Here is a 24,619-nt window from a genome sequence, read left to right as displayed (position 1 = left end):
CCGATGATGACCTGCCGCCGCCCTGTGACAGGACGGCGGCGGACGATTAACGTGGTTCGCCGATCGGCAGCACGGTGCGGCCGAACTGCTCGTTCAGCACTTCACCCATCGCCAGGTAAATAGCGCTGGCGCCACAAACCAGGCCGACCCAGCCAGCGACTTTCACAATGCCTTCGTTATCCACCAGATGACCAATCGCCAGCAGCGCGAACAACACGGTCAGGCTCAGGAAGACAAACTGCAGCATGCGGGCTGCTTTCAGGGTGCCAAAGAACATAAACAGGGTAAAGACGCCCCACAGGCCGAGGTACATGCCGAGGAAGTGCGCGTTCGGCGCTTCCGCCAGACCCATTTTCGGCATCAGGAGGATAGCCACCAGCGTCAGCCAGAAGCTGCCGTAGGAGGTAAAAGCGGTTAAGCCAAAGGTGTTGCCTTTCTTGTATTCAAGCAGGCCGGCAAAAATTTGCGCAATGCCGCCGTAAAAAATGCCCATCGCCAGGATAGCTACATCGAATGCGAACAGGCCGCTATTCGCCAGGTTAAGCAGAATAGTGGTCATGCCGAAGCCCATAAGGCCCAGCGGTGCCGGATTAGCCAACTTAGTGTTGCCCATAATTCCTCAAAATTATCATTAAAAGGGAAGCATTACCCCGCGACTTGGCGGCGGGGCGCGGCATAATAATGAGGCGCTGAAGGGCTGTCTATGATCTGGCGGGGTATTTTTCACCAATTTCTGTTGCGCCCGACGGCGGCTGGATCATTTGCCGTAAACAGGCAATATGCAGGACCGCAGGGATGGTGACCCGGTAAGCGCTGCCGCTCACCGCTTTGACGCTGTTCAGCGCGGCGCCGAGCGGCCCGCCCAGCCCGGCGCCGCGCACCAGACCATGACCAATAACGCTTACGGCGGCATGGGTGCGCAGAATGGCGGTTAAGCGCTCGTCCAGCAACAGGGCGACCCCTTCGCTTAGCTTGCGGTGCCTCAGCAGATGGGGCAACAGATTTTCCAGCTCATGGCTCCGGCAATCCACCGCGGCAAGAAATTGTGCCTTTTGCTCCGCATCCAGCTTATTCCAGCTGTGCTGCAGGAAATGTTCCAGTAACTGCTGTTCGATCTGCGGCGTCGTCATCTGTTTGTCGACCTTCGCCTTCAGCCGTTTACACACATCCAGCAGGATCGCGCGATAAAATTTGCCGTGGCGGCGTAGGGTGTTGGCGATGCTGTCGCCGCCAAAATGCTGTAGCTCTCCGGCAATCAGCTGCCAGTTGCGGCGATAGCGTTCAGGGTGGCCCTCCATTGCTAAAAAGGTCTCGTTGCGCAGCAGCGTGCTGGAGAGACGGGGTTTGCCGTTTTCGCCGTGGGTCAGAATACGGGTAAAAGCTTCCAGATGCGCCTCGCTGCACTCAGGAAGAAAGGCCAGATCGTCATCTGCCAGATAGTTAATATGCATAAATCATCCCTCCTCAGGATAACGAGGTTAGTCGTCGCCGATAATTTTTAATGAGGCCATATCTGAGGAGTGGACCGTGTGGCCGGAGAAGGCGATTTTCTTCACACAGCGTTTGCTGTCGTTATCGCTATTGATGTTGATCCAGCCGGAGGTGCTGCCCTCTTTTATCCCGGCGGGGACGTTCAGCGTATGGCTGGCGCCGCGGCTGGCCTTAAAGTAGACCGTCGCCCCGGAGAGCTGTACATCGCCGCGTTCGGCGCTGAGCTGAATGCGTTTGACGACCCGACAGACCGGGAGTTTCAGCGTCAGGTCGTTGGTTTCATTGCGCGGCATGGCTACCACACCGAGGATTTTATGGTCGTTGGCGGCCGCCGAGGTGATAAACGATAAGCCGAGGATAAGCCCCGCGGAAATCCGGAATAGTGGTTTCATCAATATGTCCCCTGAATAAGTAAAGTGCGACGGCGAGGGATATTATCACCAGGGGCGTGGGGCCATTAGCGCGCAAGTATTGCGGGTTATGTCAATGATATTATGAATATATTTTGTTTTCACATTCATCATTTATATATGTATTTCGCTGCCTCTTTTGGCGCCTGACAATGTCGCTCGGGACGCTTTTCACGACTCAGGTCGGGGCACGGTGCAAAAAATTTTTAGGCTTGCCCCTTGATGCCGGGGTGGGCGACCCCATCTTGTAGTCAACCGCAGTGAAGAACCTGAAAAAAAATGATGTCTGGGCAGTTGAAACCGCACGTTTCGCCCTTATTACAGGTTCACAACCACATGTTGATCGAATTTTTAGTGGAGACGTTTAGATGGGTAAAATTATTGGTATCGACCTGGGTACTACCAACTCTTGTGTAGCGATTATGGATGGCACTACTGCACGCGTGCTGGAGAACGCCGAAGGCGATCGCACCACGCCTTCTATCATTGCCTATACCCAGGATGGTGAAACTCTGGTTGGTCAGCCGGCTAAACGTCAGGCAGTGACAAACCCGCAAAACACCCTGTTTGCGATTAAACGCCTGATTGGCCGCCGCTTCCAGGACGAAGAAGTTCAGCGTGACGTTTCTATCATGCCATACAAAATTGTGGCCGCAGACAATGGCGACGCATGGCTGGATGTGAAAGGCACCAAAACTGCACCGCCGCAGATCTCTGCTGAAGTGCTGAAAAAAATGAAGAAAACGGCTGAAGATTACCTGGGTGAACCGGTAACTGAAGCGGTTATCACCGTACCGGCTTACTTCAACGATGCGCAGCGTCAGGCAACCAAAGATGCCGGCCGTATCGCCGGTCTGGAAGTCAAACGTATCATCAACGAACCAACCGCGGCCGCGCTGGCTTACGGTCTGGATAAAGAAGTCGGTAACCGCACTATCGCGGTATACGACCTCGGTGGTGGTACTTTCGATATCTCTATTATCGAAATCGACGAAGTTGACGGCGAGAAAACCTTTGAAGTACTGGCGACCAACGGTGACACCCACCTGGGCGGTGAAGACTTCGATACGCGTCTGATCAACTACCTCGTTGATGAGTTCAAGAAAGATCAGGGCATTGACCTGCGTAACGACCCGCTGGCCATGCAGCGCCTGAAAGAAGCCGCTGAGAAAGCGAAGATTGAACTGTCTTCTGCTCAGCAGACCGACGTTAACCTGCCGTATATCACTGCAGATGCGACCGGTCCGAAACACATGAATATCAAAGTGACTCGCGCGAAACTGGAAAGCCTGGTAGAAGACCTGGTTAACCGTTCCATCGAGCCGCTGAAAGTGGCCCTGCAGGATGCCGGTCTGTCCGTTTCCGATATCAACGACGTGATCCTCGTTGGTGGTCAGACTCGTATGCCGATGGTGCAGAAAAAAGTCGCTGAGTTCTTCGGTAAAGAGCCGCGTAAAGACGTTAACCCGGATGAAGCTGTGGCGATCGGCGCAGCGGTTCAGGGTGGTGTACTGACGGGTGATGTGAAAGACGTTCTGCTGCTGGACGTAACCCCGCTGTCGCTGGGTATCGAAACCATGGGCGGCGTGATGACAGCGCTTATCAACAAAAACACCACTATCCCGACCAAGCACAGCCAGGTGTTCTCTACTGCAGAAGACAACCAGTCTGCGGTAACCATCCATGTGCTGCAGGGTGAGCGTAAACGCGCGTCTGATAACAAATCACTGGGTCAGTTCAACCTGGATGGTATTAACCCGGCGCCGCGCGGTATGCCGCAGATCGAAGTCACCTTCGACATCGATGCTGACGGTATCCTGCACGTTTCCGCGAAAGACAAAAACAGCGGTAAAGAGCAGAAGATCACCATCAAGGCGTCTTCCGGTCTGAATGAAGAAGAAATTCAGAAAATGGTTCGCGAAGCAGAAGCTAACGCCGAATCTGACCGTAAGTTCGAAGAGCTGGTACAGACCCGTAACCAGGGTGACCATCTGCTGCACAGCACTCGTAAGCAGGTTGAAGAAGCAGGCGATAAACTGCCGGCTGATGACAAAACCGCTATTGAATCTGCGCTGACCGCGCTGGAAACTTCCCTGAAAGGCGAAGACAAAGCGGACATCGAAGCGAAAATGCAGGCGCTGGCGCAGGCTTCTCAGAAGCTGATGGAAATTGCTCAGCAGCAGCACGCTCAGCAGCAGGCGGGTTCCGCTGACGCTCAGGCGAGCAACGCGAAAGACGACGATGTTGTCGACGCTGAGTTCGAAGAAGTGAAAGATAAAAAATAATCGCCCTTTGAACGGGTAAAACACTGGCACGGGCGAAGAGGTTTCCTCTCCGCCCGTGCACGCATGTTAAGGGGCTGAAAAACACCGATGGCAAAGCAAGATTACTACGAGATTTTAGGCGTCTCCAAAACAGCGGAAGAGCGTGAAATCAAAAAGGCTTACAAGCGCCTGGCCATGAAGTATCACCCGGACCGCAACCAGGGTGATAAAGAGGCCGAAGCCAAATTTAAAGAAATCAAAGAAGCGTATGAAATCCTGACTGATGCCCAGAAGCGTGCGGCCTACGATCAGTACGGCCACGCGGCCTTCGAACAGGGCGGCATGGGCGGCGGCGGCGGTTTTGGCGGCGGTGCGGATTTCAGCGATATCTTTGGCGATGTTTTCGGCGATATCTTTGGCGGCGGACGTGGTCGTCAGCGCGCGGCGCGCGGCGCCGATCTCCGTTACAACATGGAGCTGACGCTGGAAGAAGCGGTGCGTGGCGTCACCAAAGAGATCCGTATTCCGACGCTGGAAGAGTGCGACGTCTGTCACGGCAGCGGCGCCAAGGCCGGCAGCAAGCCGCAGACCTGTCCGACCTGTCATGGCGCAGGCCAGGTGCAGATGCGTCAGGGCTTCTTTGCGGTACAGCAGACCTGTCCGCACTGTCAGGGACGCGGTACGCTGATTAAAGATCCATGCAACAAATGTCATGGTCATGGGCGTGTAGAGAAAACGAAAACCTTGTCGGTTAAAATTCCGGCAGGTGTGGACACCGGCGATCGGATCCGTCTGGCGGGCGAAGGCGAAGCTGGCGAGCATGGCGCACCGGCAGGCGATCTGTACGTACAGGTCCAGGTGAAGCAGCACGCTATCTTTGAGCGTGAAGGTAATAACCTGTACTGCGAAGTCCCGATCAACTTCACGATGGCGGCGCTGGGTGGTGAGATTGAAGTGCCGACGCTCGACGGTCGCGTCAGTCTGAAAGTGCCGGGTGAAACCCAGACCGGCAAGCTGTTCCGCATGCGTGGCAAAGGTGTGAAATCCGTTCGCGGCGGCGCCCAGGGCGATCTGCTGTGCCGCGTGGTGGTGGAGACGCCGGTAGGGCTGAACGAGAAGCAGAAGCAGCTGCTGAAAGAGCTGCAGGAGAGCTTCGGCGGCCCGACCGGGGAAAACAACAGCCCGCGTTCGAAAAGCTTCTTCGACGGTGTGAAGAAGTTCTTCGACGACCTGACCCGCTAATTCCGCTTTTCCTGATATCCGGCCCGGGCCTTGCTGCCCGGGCTTTTTTTGCCTTACGCCTCCTCTTTTATTCGTAAAAAACGAACTTTAAAGCAATTTAAATCTGATTTTTTCGAGTTATCAGTGTGTGTATTATGCTTTTATCGAGTTATTCACCAACAGGATGAAAGTAAAAGTGAAACATCTGCAACGATTCTTTAGTAGCGATGCTTCCGGCGGCATTGTCTTAATCATTGCCGCCGCGCTGGCGATGGTGATGGCCAATACCAGCGTGACCAGCGGTCTGTATCACTCCTTCCTGGAGACGCCAGTTCAGCTGCGAGTCGGGGCGCTGGAGATCAATAAAAACATGCTGTTATGGATCAATGATGCCCTGATGGCGGTGTTTTTTTTACTGATTGGCCTGGAGGTCAAACGTGAGCTGATTCAGGGGTCGCTGGCGAGCCGTCGTCAGGCGGTGTTTCCAGTGATTGCCGCGCTCGGCGGGATGATTGTGCCGGCCCTGGTCTATCTGGCTTTTAACGCCCAGGATCCTGTCGCCAGAGAGGGGTGGGCGATCCCCGCGGCGACGGATATTGCCTTTGCGCTCGGTGTGCTGGCGCTGTTAGGTAGCCGGGTACCGACGGCGCTGAAGATTTTCCTGATGGCGCTGGCGATTATTGATGACCTCGGGGCTATCGTGATTATCGCGCTGTTTTATACCCACGACCTGTCCATGCTTTCGCTGGGCGTGGCGGCGGCGGCAATTGCGGTGCTGGTGGCCCTGAACCTCAGCGGCGTGCGGCGTACCGGGATCTATATTCTGGTTGGCGCGGTGCTGTGGACGGCGGTGCTGAAGTCTGGCGTTCATGCGACCCTTGCCGGGGTGATCGTCGGCTTTATGATCCCGCTCGAGGAAAAGCATGGCAAGTCACCGGCCAAAGCGCTTGAGCATGTCCTGCACCCGTGGGTCGCGTTTATGATCCTGCCGCTGTTCGCCTTCGCCAACGCTGGCGTTTCGCTGCAGGGAGTCACCCTGGCCGGACTGACGTCGCTTCTGCCGCTGGGCATTATGGCCGGGCTGTTTATCGGCAAGCCGCTGGGGATCAGCCTGTTCTGCTGGCTGGCGCTGAAGCTGAAGTGGGCCTCGCTGCCGGAGGGGACCACCTGCAAGCAGATCATGGCGGTGGGTATTCTGTGTGGGATTGGCTTTACGATGTCGATTTTCATCGCCACTCTGGCCTTCGGTAGCGTCGACCCCGCGTTGATCAACTGGGCCAAGCTTGGCATCCTGATTGGCTCAGTGCTATCAGCAGTCATCGGATATCTCATACTGCGTCAGCGCGTGACGGAGACTCGCCTCGCGGTATAACCTTTCTGCAGGAGAGCCTGCGTGGCTCTCCTGGACATTATCAGGGAGAGAAGCATGTCACATATCAACTACAACCATCTGTACTACTTCTGGCACGTGTATAAAGAAGGGTCCGTCGTTGGCGCGGCGGAGGCGCTGTTTCTGACGCCGCAGACGATTACCGGGCAGATCAAAGCCCTGGAAGAGCGCCTGCAGGGTAAGTTGTTTAAGCGAAAAGGAAGGGGACTGGAGCCGAGTGAGCTGGGCGAGCTGGTCTTCCGCTATGCCGACCGCATGTTTACCCTCAGCCAGGAGATGCTCGACATCGTCAACTACCGCAAAGAGTCGAATCTGCTGTTTGATGTCGGCGTCGCTGATGCGTTATCCAAGCGGCTGGTCAGCGGCGTGCTGGATGCCGCCGTCGTTGAGAGTGAGCAGATCCATCTGCGCTGTTTTGAATCCACCCATGAGCTGCTGCTGGAGCAACTGAGCCAGCATAAGCTCGATATGATTATCTCTGACTGTCCGATCGACTCGACACAGCAGGAAGGGCTATTTTCGGTGAAGATTGGCGAGTGCAGCGTCAGCTTCTGGTGCATGAATCCGGCGCCGACGAAGCCGTTTCCGGCCTGTCTGGAAGAGCGGCGGCTGCTGATCCCCGGTCGGCGTTCGATGCTGGGGCGTAAACTGCTGAACTGGATTAACGTGCAGGGCCTGAAGGTGGAGATCCTCGGCGAATTTGACGATGCGGCGCTCATGAAAGCCTTCGGCGCCGCGCATAATGCGATATTTGTCGCGCCGACGCTCTATGCGCATGATTTCTACTATGACGAATCGATTATCGAAATTGGCCGCATGGATAGCGTGATGGAGGAGTATCACGCTATTTTTGCCGAGCGAATGATTCAGCATCCCGCGGTTCAGCGCATCTGTAATCGCGATTACTCGTCACTGTTTACCGAACCCCGATAGCCTGCCGGCGTGGGCTGGCGTGGCGCTGGCCGCGCCAGCGCGCGTTAGCGGGGGAAGATGGCGGGCATAAAAAAACCCGCTTTCGCGGGTTTCTTTAACAAAGTTCAGCAAGCAGGCGATTAAGCCAGTTTGTTGATCTGTGCAGTCAGGTTTGCTTTATGACGCGCAGCTTTGTTTTTGTGGATCAGACCTTTAGCAGCCTGACGGTCCACGATTGGTTGCATTTCGTTAAATGCTTTCTGTGCAGCAGCTTTGTCGCCAGCTTCGATAGCTGCGTATACTTTCTTGATGAAAGTACGCATCATAGAGCGACGGCTTGCGTTGTGCTTGCGAGCCTTTTCAGACTGAACGGCGCGCTTCTTAGCTGATTTGATATTAGCCAAGGTCCAACTCCCAAATGTGTTCTATATGGACAATTCAAAGGCCGAGGAATATGCCCGTTTAGCCTTCTTTTGTCAATGGATTTGTGCAAATAAGCGCCGTTTAACACCACAGCGCTTCATTACGTAGTGATGGCGCAAGATTCTACCAGCTTGTTGCAGTCGAATACAGCTTTTCCACCATAAAAATCGCCGGGCGCGGCCAGTTTTCCCGCTTTCTCGCGCTGAGTGAATGAATTCCTGAGAACTTTCGTTGCCGAGGTGCAATCGCTGGTTAACGTTGACAGTTGTACAAGGTATACTCGGACGATTTTCACTGTTTTGAGCCAGACATGAAGCTGATACGCGGCATACATAATCTCAGTCAGGCGCCGCACGGGTGCGTGCTGACCATTGGTAATTTTGACGGCGTGCATCGTGGGCATCAGGCACTGCTGCAGCGGTTGCGCGAAGAGGGCCGCCAGCGCGGTTTACCGGTGGTGGTGATGATTTTCGAACCCCAGCCGCTGGAGCTCTTTGCCGCCGATAAAGCCCCGGCGCGGTTGACCCGCCTGCGTGAAAAGCTGGGCTATCTGGCTGAAAGCGGGGTCGACTATGTATTGTGCGTTCGCTTTGACCGCCGGTTCGCCGCGCTAACCGCGCAGGATTTTATCAGCAAACTGCTGGTGCGCCGCCTGGGTGTGCAGTTCCTTGCCGTCGGTGATGATTTCCGCTTTGGCGCTGGTCGCCAGGGGGATTTCTTGTTATTACAAAAGGCCGGAGCGGAATACGGCTTCGACGTGACCAGCACCCAGACTTTCTGCGAAGGTGGGGTGCGTATCAGCAGTACGGCGGTGCGTCAGGCGCTGGCGGATGACGATCTCCTGCTGGCGGAGACGCTGCTGGGCCATCCGTTTAGCATCTCCGGACGCGTCGTTCATGGTGATGAACTGGGCCGTACCATAGGTTTTCCGACGGCGAACTTACCGCTGCGTCGTCAGGTTTCCCCGGTTAAAGGGGTCTATGCGGTAGAAGTGACAGGGCTGGGCGACAAACCCATAGCGGGCGTCGCCAATATTGGCACCCGTCCAACGGTCGCGGGCGTGCGTCAGCAGCTTGAAGTACATCTGTTGGACGTTGTAATGGACCTCTACGGTCGCCATATCAATGTAGTACTGCGTAAAAAGATACGTAACGAGCAGCGGTTTGCGTCGCTGGACGAGCTGAAGGCGCAAATCGCACGTGATGAGTTAACGGCCCGCGAATTATTTGGGCTGACCAGCCAGGCCTGAGCCGCTGGTGTTTATCAAACCGAAATACGGAACCGAGAATCTGATGAGTGACTATAAATCGACCCTGAATTTGCCGGAAACAGGGTTCCCTATGCGTGGCGACCTCGCCAAACGCGAACCGGGAATGCTGGCGCGTTGGACCGATGATGACCTGTACGGCATCATTCGTGCAGCCAAAAAAGGCAAAAAAACCTTCATTCTGCATGATGGCCCTCCTTATGCGAATGGCAGCATTCATATTGGTCACTCGGTTAACAAGATTCTGAAAGACATTATCGTTAAGTCCAAAGGACTGACGGGCTTTGACTCGCCGTACGTTCCGGGTTGGGACTGCCACGGTCTGCCGATCGAGCTGAAAGTCGAGCAGCAATACGGTAAGCCGGGTGAGAAATTCACCGCCGCTGAATTCCGCGCCAAGTGCCGCGAATATGCCGCGGAGCAGATCGACGGTCAGCGTAAAGACTTTATCCGCCTGGGCGTGCTGGGCGACTGGTCGCGTCCGTACCTGACCATGGACTTCAAAACCGAAGCCAACATCATCCGTGCGCTGGGTAAAATCATCGGCAACGGTCATCTGCATAAAGGCGCTAAGCCGGTGCACTGGTGCGTTGACTGCCGTTCCGCGCTGGCGGAAGCGGAAGTGGAGTATTACGACAAAACCTCTCCGTCTATCGATGTGGCGTTCCACGCGGTAGACAAAGCCGCGGTACTGGCGAAATTCGGCGTAGCCGACGTCAACGGCCCGGTTTCCCTGGTTATCTGGACCACCACGCCGTGGACCCTGCCGGCTAACCGTGCCATCTCTCTGTCGCCGGAATTCGACTACGCGCTGGTGCAGGTTGACGGTCAGGCGCTGATCCTGGCGAAAGACCTGGTTGAGAGCGTAATGAAGCGCGTTGGCGCGACGGACTACACTATTCTGGCGGCGGTACAAGGTTCTGAGCTTGAGCTGATGCGCTTTAAGCATCCGTTCCTCGATTTCGACGTGCCGGCGATCCTTGGCGACCACGTGACGCTGGACGCGGGTACCGGTGCGGTGCATACCGCCGGCGGCCACGGTCCGGACGACTACACCATCAGCCAGAAATACGGTCTGGAAATCGCCAACCCGGTTGGCCCGGACGGTGCTTACCTGCCTGGTACCTATCCGTCTCTGGATGGCATCAACGTCTTCAAAGCCAACGACATCATCGTTGAGATGCTGCGTGACAGCGGCGCGCTGCTGCACGTGGAAAAAATGCAGCACAGCTATCCGTGCTGCTGGCGCCACAAATCGCCGATCATCTTCCGCGCCACCCCGCAGTGGTTCGTCAGCATGGATCAGAAAGGCCTGCGCGCGCAGTCGCTGAAAGAGATCAAAGGCGTGCAGTGGATCCCGGACTGGGGCCAGGCGCGTATCGAATCGATGGTCGCTAACCGCCCTGACTGGTGTATCTCCCGTCAGCGTACCTGGGGCGTGCCGATGTCGCTGTTCGTGCACAAAGAAACCCACGAACTGCACCCGCGTACCCTCGAACTGATGGAAGAAGTGGCGAAACGCGTTGAAGTTGACGGCATCCAGGCGTGGTGGGATCTCGATTCCCGCGACATCCTTGGCGATGACGCCGACAGCTACGAGAAAGTGCCGGATACCCTCGACGTGTGGTTTGACTCCGGGTCGACCCACTCTTCCGTGGTTGATGTGCGTCCGGAATTTGCCGGTCACGCCGCGGACATGTATCTGGAAGGCTCTGACCAGCATCGCGGCTGGTTCATGTCTTCACTGATGATCTCCACGGCGATGAAAGGCAAAGCGCCATATCGCCAGGTACTGACCCACGGCTTCACCGTCGATGGCCAGGGCCGCAAAATGTCCAAGTCTATCGGTAACACCGTTAGCCCGCAGGACGTGATGAACAAGCTGGGCGCCGATATCCTGCGTCTGTGGGTGGCTTCCACCGACTACACCGGCGAAATGGCGGTCTCCGATGAGATCCTCAAACGCGCCGCGGACAGCTATCGTCGTATCCGTAACACCGCGCGCTTCCTGCTGGCGAACCTGAACGGTTTCGATCCAGCGAAAGACATGGTTAAACCGGAAGAGATGGTGGTGCTGGACCGCTGGGCAGTCGGCTGCGCGCAGGCGGCACAGGAAGATATCCTGAAAGCCTACGAATCCTACGACTTCCATGAAGTGGTACAGCGCCTGATGCGCTTCTGCTCCATCGAAATGGGCTCGTTCTACCTCGACATCATCAAAGACCGCCAGTACACCGCGAAAGCGGACAGCGTGGCGCGTCGCAGCTGCCAGACCGCGCTGTTCCACATCGTGGAAGCGCTGGTGCGCTGGATGGCGCCGATCATGTCCTTCACCGCGGACGAAATCTGGGGCTACCTGCCGGGCGATCGTGAGAAATATGTCTTCACCGGCGAGTGGTATGAAGGTCTGTTCGGCCTGGCCGACGATGAAGCGATGAACGACGGTTTCTGGGATGAATTGCTCAAGGTGCGCGGCGAAGTCAACAAGGTGATCGAGCAAGCGCGTGCGGATAAGAAAGTCGGTGGCTCTCTGGAAGCAGCGGTCACGCTGTATGCCGATGCCGACCTGGCGGCCAAGCTCAACGCGCTGGGCGATGAATTACGATTTGTCCTGTTGACCTCCGGCGCCAACGTTGCCGATTATGCCCAGGCGCCGGCTGATGCCTGGCAGAGCGATCTGCTGAAAGGGCTGAAAGTGGTCCTGAGCAAAGCCGAGGGCGAGAAGTGCCCACGCTGCTGGCATTACACCAGTGACGTCGGCAAGGTAGCGGAACACGCAGAAATCTGCGGTCGCTGTGTGAGCAACGTCGCCGGTAACGGCGAGCAACGTAAATTCGCCTGATGAGTAAATCGATCTGTTCAACGGGGCTACGCTGGCTGTGGGTCGTCGTAGCCGTGCTGATTATCGATCTGGGTAGCAAATTCCTGATCCTCCAGAACTTCGCTCTGGGGGAGACGGTTCCGCTGTTCCCGTCGCTTAATCTGCATTATGCCCGCAACTATGGCGCGGCGTTTAGTTTCCTCGCCGACAGCGGCGGCTGGCAGCGCTGGTTCTTTTCCGGGATCGCGATCGGCATTTGTGTGGTGCTGACGGTACTGATGTACCGTTCGAAGGCGACGCAAAAGCTGAACAATATTGCCTACGCCCTGATTATCGGCGGTGCGCTGGGTAACTTGTTCGATCGCCTGTGGCACGGCTTCGTGGTCGATATGATCGACTTCTACGTCGGCGACTGGCATTTCGCCACCTTCAACCTCGCCGATAGTGCGATCTGCATCGGCGCAGCGCTGATTGTGCTGGAAGGTTTCTTGCCGAAACCGACCGCGAAAGAGCAGGCGTAAATGTCAATGCCGGGTGGCGCTACGCTTACCCGGCCTACAGAATTTGTGGCCGCCCGTCGGTCCGGTTAGCATAGCGCCACCGGGCAACCGGTGACCTAAAACAAGCGAGCAATTTGCATGTCTAAATCCGTACAGAGCAACAGCGCGGTACTGGTGCACTTCACACTGAAACTGGACGACGGCTCCACCGCCGAGTCCACCCGCAGCAACGGCAAACCGGCGCTGTTTCGCCTCGGCGACACCTCTCTGTCCGAAGGGCTGGAGCAACAGCTTCTCGGTCTGAAAGAGGGGGAGAAAAAGGCCTTTTCGCTGGAGCCTGACGCCGCCTTTGGCGTACCCAGCCCGGACCTGATTCAGTATTTCTCTCGCCGTGAATTTATCGACGCTGGCGAACCAGAGATCGGCGCGATTATGCTCTTTACCGCAATGGATGGCAGCGAAATGCCTGGCGTGATCCGCGAAGTGAACGGCGATTCCATCACCGTCGACTTCAACCATCCGCTGGCCGGGCGCACCGTTCATTTTGATATTGAAGTGCTGGAGATCGATCCGGCACTGGAGGAGTAACATGCAGATCCTGTTGGCTAACCCGCGCGGTTTTTGCGCTGGCGTTGACCGCGCTATCAGCATTGTAGAAAACGCGCTGACGCTGTATGGCGCACCGATCTATGTTCGCCATGAAGTGGTGCACAACCGCTATGTGGTGGATAGCCTGCGCAAGCGCGGCGCCATTTTTATCGAACAGATCAGCGAAGTGCCGGACGGCGCGATCCTGATTTTCTCCGCCCACGGTGTTTCGCAGGCGGTACGCAACGAAGCGAAGAGCCGCGACCTGACGGTGTTCGATGCCACCTGTCCGCTGGTGACCAAAGTCCATATGGAAGTCGCCCGCGCCAGCCGCCGCGGCGAAGAGTCGATTCTGATTGGCCATGCCGGCCACCCGGAAGTCGAAGGTACTATGGGGCAGTACAATAACCCGCAAGGAGGCATGTACCTGGTCGAGTCGCCGGAAGACGTTCTCAAGCTGGAAGTCAAAAACGACGCCCGGCTGTCGTTTATGACCCAGACCACGCTCTCCGTCGACGATACATCTGACGTTATTGACGCCCTGCGCGCGCGTTTCCCGAAAATCGTCGGCCCGCGCAAAGACGACATTTGCTATGCCACCACTAACCGTCAGGAAGCCGTGCGCGCGCTGGCGGAGCAGGCTGACGTGGTGCTGGTGGTCGGGTCGAAAAACTCCTCCAACTCTAACCGCCTCGCCGAGCTGGCGCAGCGAATGGGCAAAGCGGCTTACCTGATTGACGACGCCTCCGATATACAGGAAGCGTGGGTCAAGGATGCGGCCTGTGTCGGTGTGACGGCGGGCGCATCGGCGCCGGATATTCTGGTGCAGAACGTCATTACCCGCCTGCAGGAGCTGGGCGGCGGCGAAGCCGTGCCACTGGAAGGCCGGGAAGAGAATATCGTCTTTGAAGTGCCGAAAGAGCTGCGTGTGGATGTCCGTGAAGTAGAGTAAGTTCTTTCCTCCAGCAGTATGAGAAGATGCCAGACTTAACGTCTGGCATTTTTTTTAGGGAGAAACCATGCGCTTACCGATCATTCTTGATACTGACCCGGGCATCGACGATGCTGCCGCCATTGCCGCGGCGCTGTTCGCGCCCGAGCTGGATCTGCAACTGATGACCACCGTGGCGGGCAACGTTTCGGTGGAGAAGACGACCCGTAACGCGCTGCAGCTGCTGCACTTCTGGAATGCCGATGTGCCGCTGGCGCAGGGGGCGTCGATGCCGCTGGTGCGTCCGTTGCGCGACGCCGCCTCGGTGCATGGAGAATCCGGCATGGAGGGGTATGACTTTGTTGAGCATCAACGTCAGCCGCTGGCGAAGCCGGCCTTCCAGGCGATCCGCGATGCATTGATGCACGCTGCCGAGCCGATTACTCTGGTGGCGATTGGCCCGCTGACCAATATAGCGCTGCTGCTGACCCAGTACCCGGAATGCGTGTTCAACATTCGCCGGCTGGTGATCATGGGCGGCTCGGCGGGCCGCGGCAACTTCACGCCGAATGCGGAATTCAATATTGCTATCGACCCGGAAGCCGCCGCGAAAGTGTTCCACAGCGGGCTGGAGATTGTGATGTGCGGGCTGGACGTCACCAACCGGGCGCTGCTGACGGCAGATTACCTGGCGACGCTACCGACGCTGAACCAGACCGGTAAAATGCTTCATGCTCTGTTTAGCCACTATCGCAGCGGCAGCATGAGCAGTGGTTTGCGAATGCACGATCTCTGCGCTATTGCGTGGCTGGCGCGCCCGGAACTGTTCACTCTCCAGCCGTGTTTTGTGGCGGTGGAGACGCAGGGGACCTGGACCGCCGGCACCACGGTGGTGGATATCGAAGGACGACTGGGTCAGCCGGCGAACGCCCTGGTGGCGCTCGATATCGACGTGGAAGGGTTTCAGCGCTGGGCAGCGGAGGTGATTGCCCTGGCGCCGTGATAAATCACTCGATTTTCAAGGAAAGAAGCAATGACCTATGGACAGGCGTATTTGAGCGGCTGGAAAGAGACCTTTAATTTTAGTGGCCGCGCCAGCCGGCAGCAGTTCTGGACGTTTTTTCTCATCAATGTATTGATCGCCACCATGCCGCTAGCGGCCTGGTGTCTGGCAACCAGCGTTAACCCTCAATACGGCATCCTCAGTTTTGTTGTCATTCCCTTTGCCGCGCTCTGGCTGCTGCTGATGGCGCTCCCCTTGCTGGCTGTTGGCTGCCGGCGGATGCATGATATCGGCCGCTCCGGGATCTGGTTTGTGTTGGGGGTTATCATTCCGTGGTTTGCAATTATTTCGCTGGCTCTGTGCTGCCTGCGTTCAACGCCGGCACCGTCTCGCTGAGATAATCAATCATCGCCCGCATTCTGGCGGGCATATGTTTATCTCCCGCCCACAGCAGCCACAGGTCGCCGGAGTAGCTGCTGATGAATTCCCACTCGGGCAGCACCTGCACGATATCGCCCTTCGCCAGCGCCTCACGGGCGGTGAACAGCGGCAGGCTGCCAATGCCCAGATGCTGCTTAACCGCGTCGAGGCGTACGGCGGTATGGTTGGCGGCGTACCGCCCGTAGGTTTGCACTGTTTCGCTTTTCCCTTCCCGGCGGAACTTCCAGCGCGCGTCGGCGGGCGTTTCGCCAAGACTAATGCAGCAATGCGCGCGCAGATCCTGCGGCGTATACGGCGTACCGTGCTGCTGTAAATAGGGCTCAGTGGCGCAGATAACGTGCCTGATTGGCATCAGCGGTTTGCCATGCAGACCAGGGGAAGGGGTATCGGTGATGCGCAGCGCCAAATCAATACCGTCATCGATAAAATCCAGAGGGCGATCTTCCAGCCGCAGGCAGACGTCCACCTGCGGGTAGCGATGGAAAAACGCCATCATCAGCGGGTGGATCACAAAGCGGCCGACGGCTTTCGGTACGCTGAGCGTCAGCTTTCCCTGAGCGACCGTTTGGCGACTGCTGGCGGAATCTATCGCCTGCCGCGCCGCTTCCAGCATCTGCTGGGCATGCTGATACACTGTTTCCCCGGCATCGCTCAGTCGCAGCTTGCGGGTGGTACGATGCAGCAGCTTGCTGCCCATCTCCCGCTCCAGCCGCGACACGCTGCGGCTCACGGCGGAGGGCGTCAGTCCGCTCTGGCGGGCGACGGCGGAAAAGCTGCCCTGGTCGACAATCTGGACGAAGAGGGCGAGGTCCGGCAGGAGGTTTAGATTCATTTGTGCTCCCGGGGCAAAAGTGCATTGGCGGGTGGTGGGATTATCGCTGTCGATATTATCAATATACTGGTCGGACAGAGAGGAGAATCACCATGACTGAACGAGTTTATTACACCAGCGATGCTACCGACGGGCGCGCCCAGATCATCGCCTGCACCGCAGAAGTGGATGGCCGTTACGCCATCGAACTGGATCGGACGTTGTTTCACCCGCAAGGAGGCGGTCAACCGGCAGACCGCGGCTGGATAGCTGGGCAGGTGGTTGAGACGGTTATTGTGCGCGGCGACAGCGTGCTGCATATCCTGTCGCAAGCGCTTCCCCTCGGTGACGTGGAGATGAAAATTGATGCCTCCGCGAGACAGCTGCATGCCCGTCTGCATTCTGCCGGCCACCTGCTTGGCCTGGCGGGCGAACAGCTTGGCTGGCAACCGGTGAAAGCGCACCACTGGCCCGGCGAAGGGCGGATAACCTTTACCAGCAGGAACAATGCCGCGCTGCCGGACGCCAGTGCGCTACTGGCGCCGGTGAAGGCCTGGCAGGCGCAGGACTTACCGCGTCAGGTGACGTTCGCTGATGGCTTGCGCCAGGTGGGCTTCGGCGAACTGCCCGCTTATCCCTGCGGTGGCACCCACGTCGCCCGTCTGGCGGAGCTGGGCGACGTCGTCGTCAGCCAGATTAAAATGAAGAAGGGGCAGCTGGTGGTCAGCTACACCCTGGCGTAAGCGTTTTATCTCTGCTCAGGATAGGCCTGCTTGCCGTGATAAATGCGCTCCGGTCGGCCAACCTTGCCGTAGCTGATTTCCGCTTCCAGAAAGTCGTTCTTCACCCCTTGTTCCAGATAACGGCGGGCGGTGGTTTTGCTGCTGCCGAGGATACGGGCCAGCGAGTCGGCGGTATGTACCACCGACGGGTCGGCAAACAGCTGGAGCACGCGCTGAAAGGTGCTTTCATCGATCCCGCGCAGTGGTGCGCTGGCGGGTTCCGTTTGCTCCCGGGCCTGAATATTAAACAGTGCATCGACATGGATCTGGCTGGCCTGTTCGCTGGAGCGCAGCGAGCTACGATAGCGGGCAAAGCGCTCCAGTGTGTGCTGCAGGCGCTGATAGTGCACCGGCTTAATCAGGTAATCGAACACCCCAAGACGCAGCGCTTCGCTAATGGTATCCATATGATTATCTGCGGTAATAAAGATAATCCGTCCCTTGTAATGCGTACTGACAGCATGGCGGATCAGATCGATACCTTTGCCGTCGGGTAAAAAATTATCCAGCAGGATCAGCTGCGGTTGATACAGTCTGAGCTGTTTCCTGGCGCTCTCAAGCTTATCCGCAATACCAATGACGTCGAACTGGGGAAACTGTTTAATGTTATCCACCAGGATCTCCGCCAGCATAGGTTCGTCTTCAACGATAAGAGTAGTGATGCTATCCATGATGTTCTTCTCGGGTCAGGGGGATATAAAGCGTAAAGATGGTGCCAAAAGGAATATTATTTTCGACGACAATACTGCCGCCTGCCTGTTCCACATAGCTGCGTACCAGCCAGAGTCCGATACCATGATCTTTACTGGCGCTGCTGGTGACGCCGCGCTCGAAGATCCGATCGCGCAGCGTCTCGTCAATGCCGCATCCCTGGTCGGCGATCTCAATGATCACTTCGTGACCGTCGCTGTTGATCAGGCATTCTATCTGTCTTGACCCCTGCGGCTGACGCAGGCTGGCATTGTAGGCGTTATCAAGCAGATTCCCCACGATCGAGATCCATTCATTGTGAGAAAGGGCGGTGGGTAATCTGTCAACGAAGCAGGCCGGATCGAAAACCAGCTCCAGACCGAGCTCTTTGGCCCGGTAATACTTGCCGATCAACAGTCCGGCCAGATGGTTATCCTGGAAATTCCGCGCGATAAAATCGATCACCTTCTGGTGACTTTCCGACTGCTGTTGGATCAGATCCAGCGCATGATCGTAGCGTTTAAGAAACAGCAGGCCAGCGATAGTGGAGATCAGATTGCGATGCTCATGCTGCACGGCGCGCAGGTTATCCGCATACTGTTGCACCTGGCTGAGCTGCAGGCTAAGGGTGTTGATATCGTCTTTGCTGCGAAAGCTGATCACCCAACCCTGTGGCTCATTGTTTAAGATCACCGCCATCCGGCTGGCGATCACTTTGATCTGATTGAAGGTGACGATTTCGTCTTTTTTATTGGCCTGTGGCGCATCGTAGAAAAAGGTCTCCTGCGAGATAACGTTGTTGATCCCTTTGCCGATAAGCGTGGTTTCCGGTTGGCTCAAATTGAGCAGGCGGCGGGCAGTCTGATTAATCGCAGTGATTTTATAACCGGAGTCGATGGCGATAAGCCCTTCGAACACCGATTCAAACAGCACGCTTTGCTGGATCAACAGCTGTGACAGCTGCTGGGGTTCCATATTGAGCATCTGCTTTTTGATATGCAGTGAGAAGCGGCGGGCGCAATAGAGCAGGAGCAGTAACATGATGGCCATCGGGATCAGCAGCGAGCTTATCTGCAGGCTGAGCCAGTTCTCCAGTTGCTCGATGGTATAGCCTACCGACACAATGCCGATCACTTTGCCGGTCGCGTCCTGAATCGGCGATTTACCACGCAACGAGGATCCCAGCGAGCCTTTGCGCACTGACACGTAGCTTTTGGCGTTTATCAATGCCTCATCACTATCGCCGCCCTCCATCGATTTGCCGATTTCATCAGGATTGACGTGATAGAGGCGCTGGCCGCTGGCATCACCGACGGTGATGTAGGTGGCGTCGGAGAACGAACGCATGGGGTCGATAAGGGCTTTGATTCTGGCGAGGTCGCGTTTCTGTACCGCCTCCACCAGCTCCGGCATCGCCGAAATCTGCATCGCCTGAATCAGCGCCCGTTGCCCGACCTGATAATGCAGACGCTCCTCGGTGATGTCTGTCAGATACCATGACATCGCCAGCATGACGATCGTCGAGGTAAATAAGATCAGCAGGAAGATGCGATTCTGAAACGATCGCCGGGCAAACCAGTGGGTGATTTTTCGGGTATACATTGGGTAGATAGACATTAAATTGTTATTCTCCCCGTTTTGCGCCCCCGGCGCCGACAGGTGGAGCACAGAACAGAAAATTTCAGACATGTACCCGGCCCCGTCATGCCAGGAGTGGGTATCAAATCAGCCCGGAGGCGGGGCGACAGACACACCTCCGGGAAGAACGCTGGCCTACATCGCCAGCACGTACTTGAGCATCACCCCGGCGGCGATCGCCGAGCCGATCACCCCGGCCACGTTCGGGCCCATGGCGTGCATCAGCAGGAAGTTCTGCCCGTCCGCTTCCAGACCCACCTTGTTCGACACCCGCGCCGCCATCGGCACCGCCGACACCCCCGCCGAGCCGATCAGCGGGTTGATCGGGTTCTTACTGAACCTGTTCAGCAGCTTCGCCATCAGCACCCCGGCCGCGGTGCCCACGCAGAAGGCGATCACCCCCAGCACCAGGATCCCCAGCGTCTGCGGCTGCAGGAACTTGTCCGCCACCAGCTTGGCCCCCACCGACAGTCCGAGGAAGATGGTCACGATGTTGATCAGCGCGTTCTGCACCGTATCGCTCAGCCGCTCCACCACGCCGCTCTCGCGCATCAGGTTGCCGAAGCAGAACATCCCCAGCAGCGGCGCGGCGTCCGGCAGCAGGAGCGCCACCAGCAGCAACAGCACCGCCGGGAACAGGATCTTCTCCCGCTTACTCACCGTGCGCAGCTGCACCATGCGGATCTTCCGCTCCCTGTCGCTGGTCAGCGCCTTCATGATCGGCGGCTGGATCAGCGGCACCAGCGCCATATAGGAGTAGGCCGCCACCGCGATGGCCCCCAGCAGCTCCGGTGCCAGCTTGCCCGACAGGTAAATCGCCGTCGGGCCGTCGGCGCCGCCGATGATGCCGATGGCCGCCGCCTGCGGCAGGGTGAAGCTGATGATGCCGAAGTAGTTCAGCGTCAGCGCCCCGAGCACGGTGGCGAAGATCCCGAACTGCGCCGCCGCCCCCAGCAGCAGGGTGCGCGGGTTGGCCAGCAGCGGGCCGAAATCGGTCATTGCCCCGACGCCCATAAAGATGACCAGCGGCGCGATGCCTGAGCCAATCGCCACCTTATAGAAGATGGCCAGCACCCCGGCGGAGTAGCCCATGTCCACCGCGAGGCTCTCCATCTGCCCCTGCACCGACGGCAGGGCCAGCGCCAGTGCCTCTTTGATGGCGTGGACGTCCGGCGCGCAGTGGAGCTTCGCGGCAATCACCGCCAGCTGCGCCGGGTCGTGGTGGGCCAGCAGGCTCTCCAGGGCGGTGAGCGCCAGCCCGGCCTCCGGGATGTTCGACAGCAGGCCGCCGAAGCCAATCGGCAGCAGCAGTAACGGCTCGAACTTCTTCGCAATCGCCAGCCACAGCAGCAGCAGGCTGACCAGCAGCATCACCGCCTGGCCGGCGCCGAGGTGCATCAGCCCCATGCCCTGAATCAGGGCGTTCAGACTTTCCATTTCCGCTCCTCGTCCTTACGCCAGCTGCAGCAGAGTGTCGCCGACCGCCACCGCGTCGCCGGCTTTCACCGCGATACCGCGTACGGTCCCGGCCTGCGCGGCGCGGATTTCGGTTTCCATCTTCATGGCTTCCAGAATCAGCAGCACCTCGCCTTCGGCCACCGTCTGGCCTTCCGCGGCCAGCACCTTCCAGATAGTGCCCGCCAGCGGGGCGGTCACCGGGGTGCCGGCGCCGGCCGGAGCCGGGGCGGCAGCAGGCGCCGCGGCCACCGGCGCGGCGCTGAGCTGGCTGACATCGCCGCCGTCGCTGACTTTGACCACAAAGGCTTTGCCTTCCACTTCGACGGTGTAGACGCCGGAGGCGGCAGGTTTTTCTGCTTTTGCCAGCGGCTGCGCGGCTTCCGCCTGCGGTACCGGCTCAAAGGCTGCCGGGTTGTGGCGGTTTTCGAGGAACTTCAGGCCGGGCTGCGGGAACAGGGCCACGGTGAGCACGTCGTCGATGGCGTTTTCGGCAAGGGTGATGCCCTTCTCCTGTGCCTGGCGTTTCACATCCGCTTCCAGCTGCGCCAGCTCCGGCTTCAGCAGGTCGGCCGGGCGGCAGGTGATGGCTTCAGCGCCCTCGAGCACCCGCGCCTGCAGGGCGGCGTTCACCGGCGCCGGGGTGCGGCCGTACTCACCCTTCAGGATACCGGCGGTCTCCTTCGCGATGGTTTTGTAGCGCTCGCCGGTCAGGACGTTGAGCACCGCCTGGGTGCCGACAATCTGCGAGGTCGGGGTCACCAGCGGGATGAAGCCGAGGTCCTCGCGCACGCGGGGGATTTCCGCCAGCACCTCATCCAGACGGTGGGCGGCGCTCTGCTGCTTCAGCTGACTTTCGAGGTTGGTGAGCATCCCGCCCGGGACCTGGGCGACGAGGATGCGGCTGTCGGTGCCCTTCAGCTGGCCTTCGAAGGCGTGGTACTTCTTACGCACCTCGCGGAAGTACGCGGCGATGCTCTCCAGCTTGTGGATATCCAGCCCGGTGTCATATTGCGTGCCGGCGAGGGTGGCGACCAGCGCCTCGGTGGCCGGGTGGCCGTAGGTGGCGCTCATGGACGAAATCGCCGTATCCACGCCGTCGACCCCGGCTTCAATGGCCTTCAGCAGGGCCATCTCCGCCATCCCGGTGGTGGCATGACAGTGCAGGTGCAGGGTGACGTCGTAGCGCTTCTTGATTTCGCTGACCAGCTCAAAGGCGGCATGCGGCGTCAGAATGCCGGACATGTCCTTGATGGCGACGGAGTCAACGCCGGTCTCCAGCAGCTGTTCGGTGAGGTCGAGCCAGGTCTGCAGGGTGTGCGCCGGGCTGGTGGTGTACGAAAGCGTACCCTGGGCGTGGGCGCCGTGGCGGCGGACCGCCTGCAGGGCGGCCTGCATGTTGCGCGGGTCGTTCATGGCGTCGAAGACGCGGAAGACGTCCATGCCGTTTTTGACGGCGCGCTCCACGAAGCGCTCCACCACGTCGTCGGCGTAGTGGCGGTAGCCGAGCAGGTTCTGGCCGCGGAGCAGCATCTGCAGCGGGGTCTTCGGCATCGCCTTTTTCAGCTCGCGCAGGCGGACCCACGGGTCCTCGCCGAGGAAGCGGATGCAGGCGTCAAAGGTGGCGCCGCCCCAGCACTCCAGCGAGCGGTAGCCGACGTCATCCAGCTGAGCGGCGACGGGGAGCATATCGTCGAGACGCAGACGGGTGGCGAACAGGGACTGGTGGGCGTCGCGCAGGACGACATCGGTAATGGCAACGGTCATAAATTCCTCCGTGAATTAAGGGTGAAGACGGCGATGGTGGTGAATGGCGGCGACAATCGCCGGCTTTAAGCGGGCGAAGTCGTCGGCGGGCGCGACGGCGGCCGGTGCCGGTTTGGGGGCGGCAGGCGGCTCGGGAAACAGGCGGTTGACGGCGAGGGACATTCCCCGGATGGCAAAGATGAGCAGCAGCAGGAACACCAGCACAAAGCCCATGCCGAGAAACATCAGGGTGAAGCCTTCGCCTAACAGGACGGCATTGTCAGTCATTGGTACATCTCAAATAGAGGCACGATGGCGCGCTGCCTGGTGACGTTTCTGGCGTTTCCGGCTAAGGAGTAGGGTGGATTTCCCTCTACCGCTCCCGGCATGGGACCCTGATAAGCCATTTACCTCGTCAGTTCAACGCGCCACCGTGCAAATGGGTTAAATCATCATGCCGAACACGATACTGGCGATGACCAGCACAATACCGCCGCCCAAACGGGAGGAGATTTGCGCATAAGAGATAAGGCTCATACGGTTACAGGCGGAAAGGACTTCCAGGTCTCCGGAACCGCCGCGGTTAGCCATACACAGGCCCGCCGTGATCGCCGATTCAATTGGGAAGAAGCCCATCATCCAGCCGCCGATCGCCGCGCCGAGCACTGCGCCGATAACGATTACGGCGGCGATAACAACGTTATAGACAGTAATGGCATTGATGATTTCCTGCAGGTCGGTGTAGCAGACGCCGACGCCGACCATCAGTACCCACAGCAACTGTTTGGAGAAGAAATCAGACAGACGCTTGGCGCCGGCTTTGATTTCTGGTGAGCACAGGCCGGAGGCGTTTAGCGCCGCAACGATCAATACCATCCACGCGAAGTAGTGAATCGAAACGCCGCCAATGCTGGGCAGGATTTTCTTGGCGACGACGTAGGCCAGCAGGAAACAGGTAGTGGACAGCACCAGGCCGACGGCGGTTTCACGATGGGTGATTTGTCCCGCTTTTTCATCGTCTTCCACTTTGAATGAGGCTTTACGCACCAGTTCGCCTTCGCCGCTCAGCCAGGTGTGCTTTTTACCGATGATATCGAGTATCGCGGCAAAGACGATGGCGAAGATGTTGGCGATGGTCAGGATAGCGATGGCAGTAGAGTAATATTCTTCGCGAGAACGACCAGTGACGGAGTGGTAGATCTCCGACAGGGGGACTGCGCCCGCGCCGTTGCCGCCGCCCATGATCGGCAGAACGTAGAGCATCATGATGCGATCAACCGGAATCCCGAACACCAGACCGATAGCGATACCGAAAATCGACGCGCCGATAATGCCCATCAGGATGGTTGGGATGTAGCCGAGCAGCGATTTCAGCAGCAGGCGGCGGTTCACCGACAGAATCGCACCGGTAATTAATACTGCGATGAACAAGTTAAGGAAGTTACTCTTATCCATCACATTGCTGATGGCATCGATCTCTTTCTGCGTGAAAATACCGGCATAAACGAAATAGGCTGCCACCAGGAAAATCATCACTGGTGCGCCACCGATATATTTATTGAATATTGGCAGGCGCTTACCAATTTCGCCGAACAAGGCGCCGATAATAAACATGATGGCGAAACCGCCGACAATGTCGGTGGGTAAAGCGTTATAGAAATGTGAAAGTAATAGTGTAATTAACGCAAACGCGTAAAGAGGTAGCGGCATGCCGAAGATTTTAAATCCCAGCAGGTCGTTAACGCCCTTCTTCTCCGCTGCCGGAGCCTGACTCATGTTAGTCATAAACGTTATCCTGTTTATTGATGGAGTAGTAAGACCGGCGCATAGTAATA

The 24,619-nt window shown here is 57.9% G+C and carries 23 protein-coding genes and 1 pseudogene; 13 read left to right on the top strand and 11 right to left on the bottom strand.

Annotation, left to right across the window (positions count from 1 at the left end; genetic code table 11):
• Positions 1-46 precede the first annotated feature (46 nt).
• From satP to SP68_RS21925, 3 genes are all read right to left on the bottom strand, one after another.
• A complete protein-coding gene (satP, locus tag SP68_RS21935; RefSeq protein ID WP_012542907.1) occupies positions 47-613 on the bottom strand; it encodes an acetate uptake transporter in 567 nt (188 codons plus the stop codon).
• Positions 614-701: 88 nt separating this feature from the next.
• Positions 702-1,451, bottom strand: a complete 750-nt coding sequence (gene msyB / locus SP68_RS21930) for an acidic protein MsyB (protein WP_008807500.1) — start codon at positions 1,449-1,451, stop codon at positions 702-704.
• Between the two features lie 27 nt (positions 1,452-1,478).
• A complete protein-coding gene (locus SP68_RS21925) occupies positions 1,479-1,883 on the bottom strand; it encodes a DUF2541 family protein (protein ID WP_008807499.1) in 405 nt (134 codons plus the stop codon).
• Positions 1,884-2,269: 386 nt separating this feature from the next.
• Between SP68_RS21925 and dnaK the strand changes: the two genes are divergently transcribed.
• The 4 genes from dnaK (at position 2,270) to nhaR (ending at position 7,709) form a co-directional block, all read left to right on the top strand.
• A complete protein-coding gene (dnaK, locus tag SP68_RS21920; RefSeq protein WP_008807498.1) occupies positions 2,270-4,186 on the top strand; it encodes a molecular chaperone DnaK in 1,917 nt (638 codons plus the stop codon).
• An 87-nt stretch (positions 4,187-4,273) separates the two neighbouring features.
• A complete protein-coding gene (gene dnaJ, locus SP68_RS21915; RefSeq protein ID WP_008807497.1) occupies positions 4,274-5,407 on the top strand; it encodes a molecular chaperone DnaJ in 1,134 nt (377 codons plus the stop codon).
• Positions 5,408-5,582: 175 nt separating this feature from the next.
• The gene (gene nhaA / locus SP68_RS21910) at positions 5,583-6,758 is read left to right on the top strand and encodes a Na+/H+ antiporter NhaA (protein WP_008807496.1); all 1,176 of its coding nucleotides are present in this window, start codon (positions 5,583-5,585) and stop codon (positions 6,756-6,758) included.
• A 54-nt stretch (positions 6,759-6,812) separates the two neighbouring features.
• Positions 6,813-7,709 (top strand): transcriptional activator NhaR, encoded by an 897-nt coding sequence (gene nhaR, locus SP68_RS21905; RefSeq protein ID WP_008807495.1) that lies wholly within the window; start codon positions 6,813-6,815, stop codon positions 7,707-7,709.
• A 119-nt stretch (positions 7,710-7,828) separates the two neighbouring features.
• On the opposite strand, the gene rpsT is transcribed toward nhaR, so the two are convergent.
• Positions 7,829-8,092, bottom strand: a complete 264-nt coding sequence (gene rpsT, locus SP68_RS21900) for a 30S ribosomal protein S20 (RefSeq protein ID WP_002887965.1) — start codon at positions 8,090-8,092, stop codon at positions 7,829-7,831.
• A 116-nt stretch (positions 8,093-8,208) separates the two neighbouring features.
• Between rpsT and SP68_RS29125 the strand changes: the two are divergent.
• The 8 genes and pseudogenes from SP68_RS29125 to SP68_RS21865 all read left to right on the top strand — a co-directional run.
• Positions 8,209-8,414, top strand: a pseudogene (locus tag SP68_RS29125) (DUF2575 domain-containing protein); the annotation flags it as partial.
• Positions 8,415-8,421: 7 nt separating this feature from the next.
• A complete protein-coding gene (gene ribF / locus SP68_RS21895; RefSeq protein ID WP_040972852.1) occupies positions 8,422-9,360 on the top strand; it encodes a bifunctional riboflavin kinase/FAD synthetase in 939 nt (312 codons plus the stop codon).
• A gap of 43 nt (positions 9,361-9,403) precedes the next feature.
• Positions 9,404-12,220, top strand: coding sequence for an isoleucine--tRNA ligase (ileS, locus tag SP68_RS21890; RefSeq protein ID WP_039104211.1), 2,817 nt, complete (start codon positions 9,404-9,406; stop codon positions 12,218-12,220).
• Complete coding sequence (gene lspA / locus SP68_RS21885) at positions 12,220-12,720, top strand: signal peptidase II (protein WP_008807492.1); 501 nt, start codon at positions 12,220-12,222, stop codon at positions 12,718-12,720. The genes ileS and lspA overlap by 1 nt, the downstream gene beginning before the upstream one ends.
• 117 nt (positions 12,721-12,837) lie before the next feature.
• Positions 12,838-13,287 carry an FKBP-type peptidyl-prolyl cis-trans isomerase gene (fkpB, locus tag SP68_RS21880; protein WP_002887976.1) on the top strand — a complete coding sequence of 150 codons (450 nt, stop codon included), beginning with the start codon at positions 12,838-12,840 and terminating at the stop codon, positions 13,285-13,287.
• 1 nt (position 13,288) lies between these two features.
• Positions 13,289-14,239 (top strand): 4-hydroxy-3-methylbut-2-enyl diphosphate reductase, encoded by a 951-nt coding sequence (gene ispH, locus SP68_RS21875; protein ID WP_002887979.1) that lies wholly within the window; start codon positions 13,289-13,291, stop codon positions 14,237-14,239.
• A gap of 67 nt (positions 14,240-14,306) precedes the next feature.
• Positions 14,307-15,221, top strand: coding sequence for a ribonucleoside hydrolase RihC (rihC, locus tag SP68_RS21870; RefSeq protein WP_025711711.1), 915 nt, complete (start codon positions 14,307-14,309; stop codon positions 15,219-15,221).
• Positions 15,222-15,251: 30 nt separating this feature from the next.
• Complete coding sequence (locus tag SP68_RS21865; protein ID WP_016160277.1) at positions 15,252-15,617, top strand: DUF805 domain-containing protein; 366 nt, start codon at positions 15,252-15,254, stop codon at positions 15,615-15,617.
• On the opposite strand, the gene SP68_RS21860 is transcribed toward SP68_RS21865, so the two are convergent.
• The gene (locus SP68_RS21860) at positions 15,565-16,494 is read right to left on the bottom strand and encodes a LysR family transcriptional regulator (RefSeq protein WP_032756186.1); all 930 of its coding nucleotides are present in this window, start codon (positions 16,492-16,494) and stop codon (positions 15,565-15,567) included. The two genes, SP68_RS21865 and SP68_RS21860, sit on opposite strands and share 53 nt — an antisense overlap.
• 92 nt (positions 16,495-16,586) lie before the next feature.
• On the opposite strand from SP68_RS21860, the gene SP68_RS21855 reads away from it, so the two are divergent.
• A complete protein-coding gene (locus SP68_RS21855; RefSeq protein WP_040972881.1) occupies positions 16,587-17,216 on the top strand; it encodes an alanyl-tRNA editing protein in 630 nt (209 codons plus the stop codon).
• A gap of 5 nt (positions 17,217-17,221) precedes the next feature.
• Here SP68_RS21855 and citB read toward each other — a convergent pair whose 3' ends face one another.
• From citB to citS, 6 genes are all read right to left on the bottom strand, one after another.
• On the bottom strand, positions 17,222-17,926 hold the full coding sequence (citB, locus tag SP68_RS21850; protein WP_023339573.1) for a citrate response regulator transcription factor CitB: 705 nt from the start codon (positions 17,924-17,926) through the stop codon (positions 17,222-17,224).
• The gene (citA, locus tag SP68_RS21845; protein WP_044649941.1) at positions 17,919-19,547 is read right to left on the bottom strand and encodes a citrate sensor histidine kinase CitA; all 1,629 of its coding nucleotides are present in this window, start codon (positions 19,545-19,547) and stop codon (positions 17,919-17,921) included. Before citA ends, citB begins: the two co-directional genes overlap by 8 nt.
• A 171-nt stretch (positions 19,548-19,718) precedes the next feature.
• Positions 19,719-21,020 carry an oxaloacetate decarboxylase subunit beta gene (locus tag SP68_RS21840; protein WP_040972883.1) on the bottom strand — a complete coding sequence of 434 codons (1,302 nt, stop codon included), beginning with the start codon at positions 21,018-21,020 and terminating at the stop codon, positions 19,719-19,721.
• A 15-nt stretch (positions 21,021-21,035) separates the two neighbouring features.
• Positions 21,036-22,805 (bottom strand): sodium-extruding oxaloacetate decarboxylase subunit alpha, encoded by a 1,770-nt coding sequence (oadA, locus tag SP68_RS21835; RefSeq protein ID WP_040972885.1) that lies wholly within the window; start codon positions 22,803-22,805, stop codon positions 21,036-21,038.
• Between the two features lie 15 nt (positions 22,806-22,820).
• Positions 22,821-23,072 (bottom strand): oxaloacetate decarboxylase subunit gamma, encoded by a 252-nt coding sequence (locus tag SP68_RS21830; RefSeq protein ID WP_012540458.1) that lies wholly within the window; start codon positions 23,070-23,072, stop codon positions 22,821-22,823.
• A gap of 156 nt (positions 23,073-23,228) precedes the next feature.
• A complete protein-coding gene (citS, locus tag SP68_RS21825) occupies positions 23,229-24,569 on the bottom strand; it encodes a citrate/sodium symporter CitS (protein WP_040972887.1) in 1,341 nt (446 codons plus the stop codon).
• Between the last annotated feature and the right edge of the window lie 50 nt (positions 24,570-24,619).

This window comes from Klebsiella variicola, from assembly GCF_000828055.2.
GTDB classification, from domain to species: Bacteria; Pseudomonadota; Gammaproteobacteria; order Enterobacterales; family Enterobacteriaceae; genus Klebsiella; species Klebsiella variicola.
This window is presented reverse-complemented; position numbering and strand designations above follow the sequence as displayed.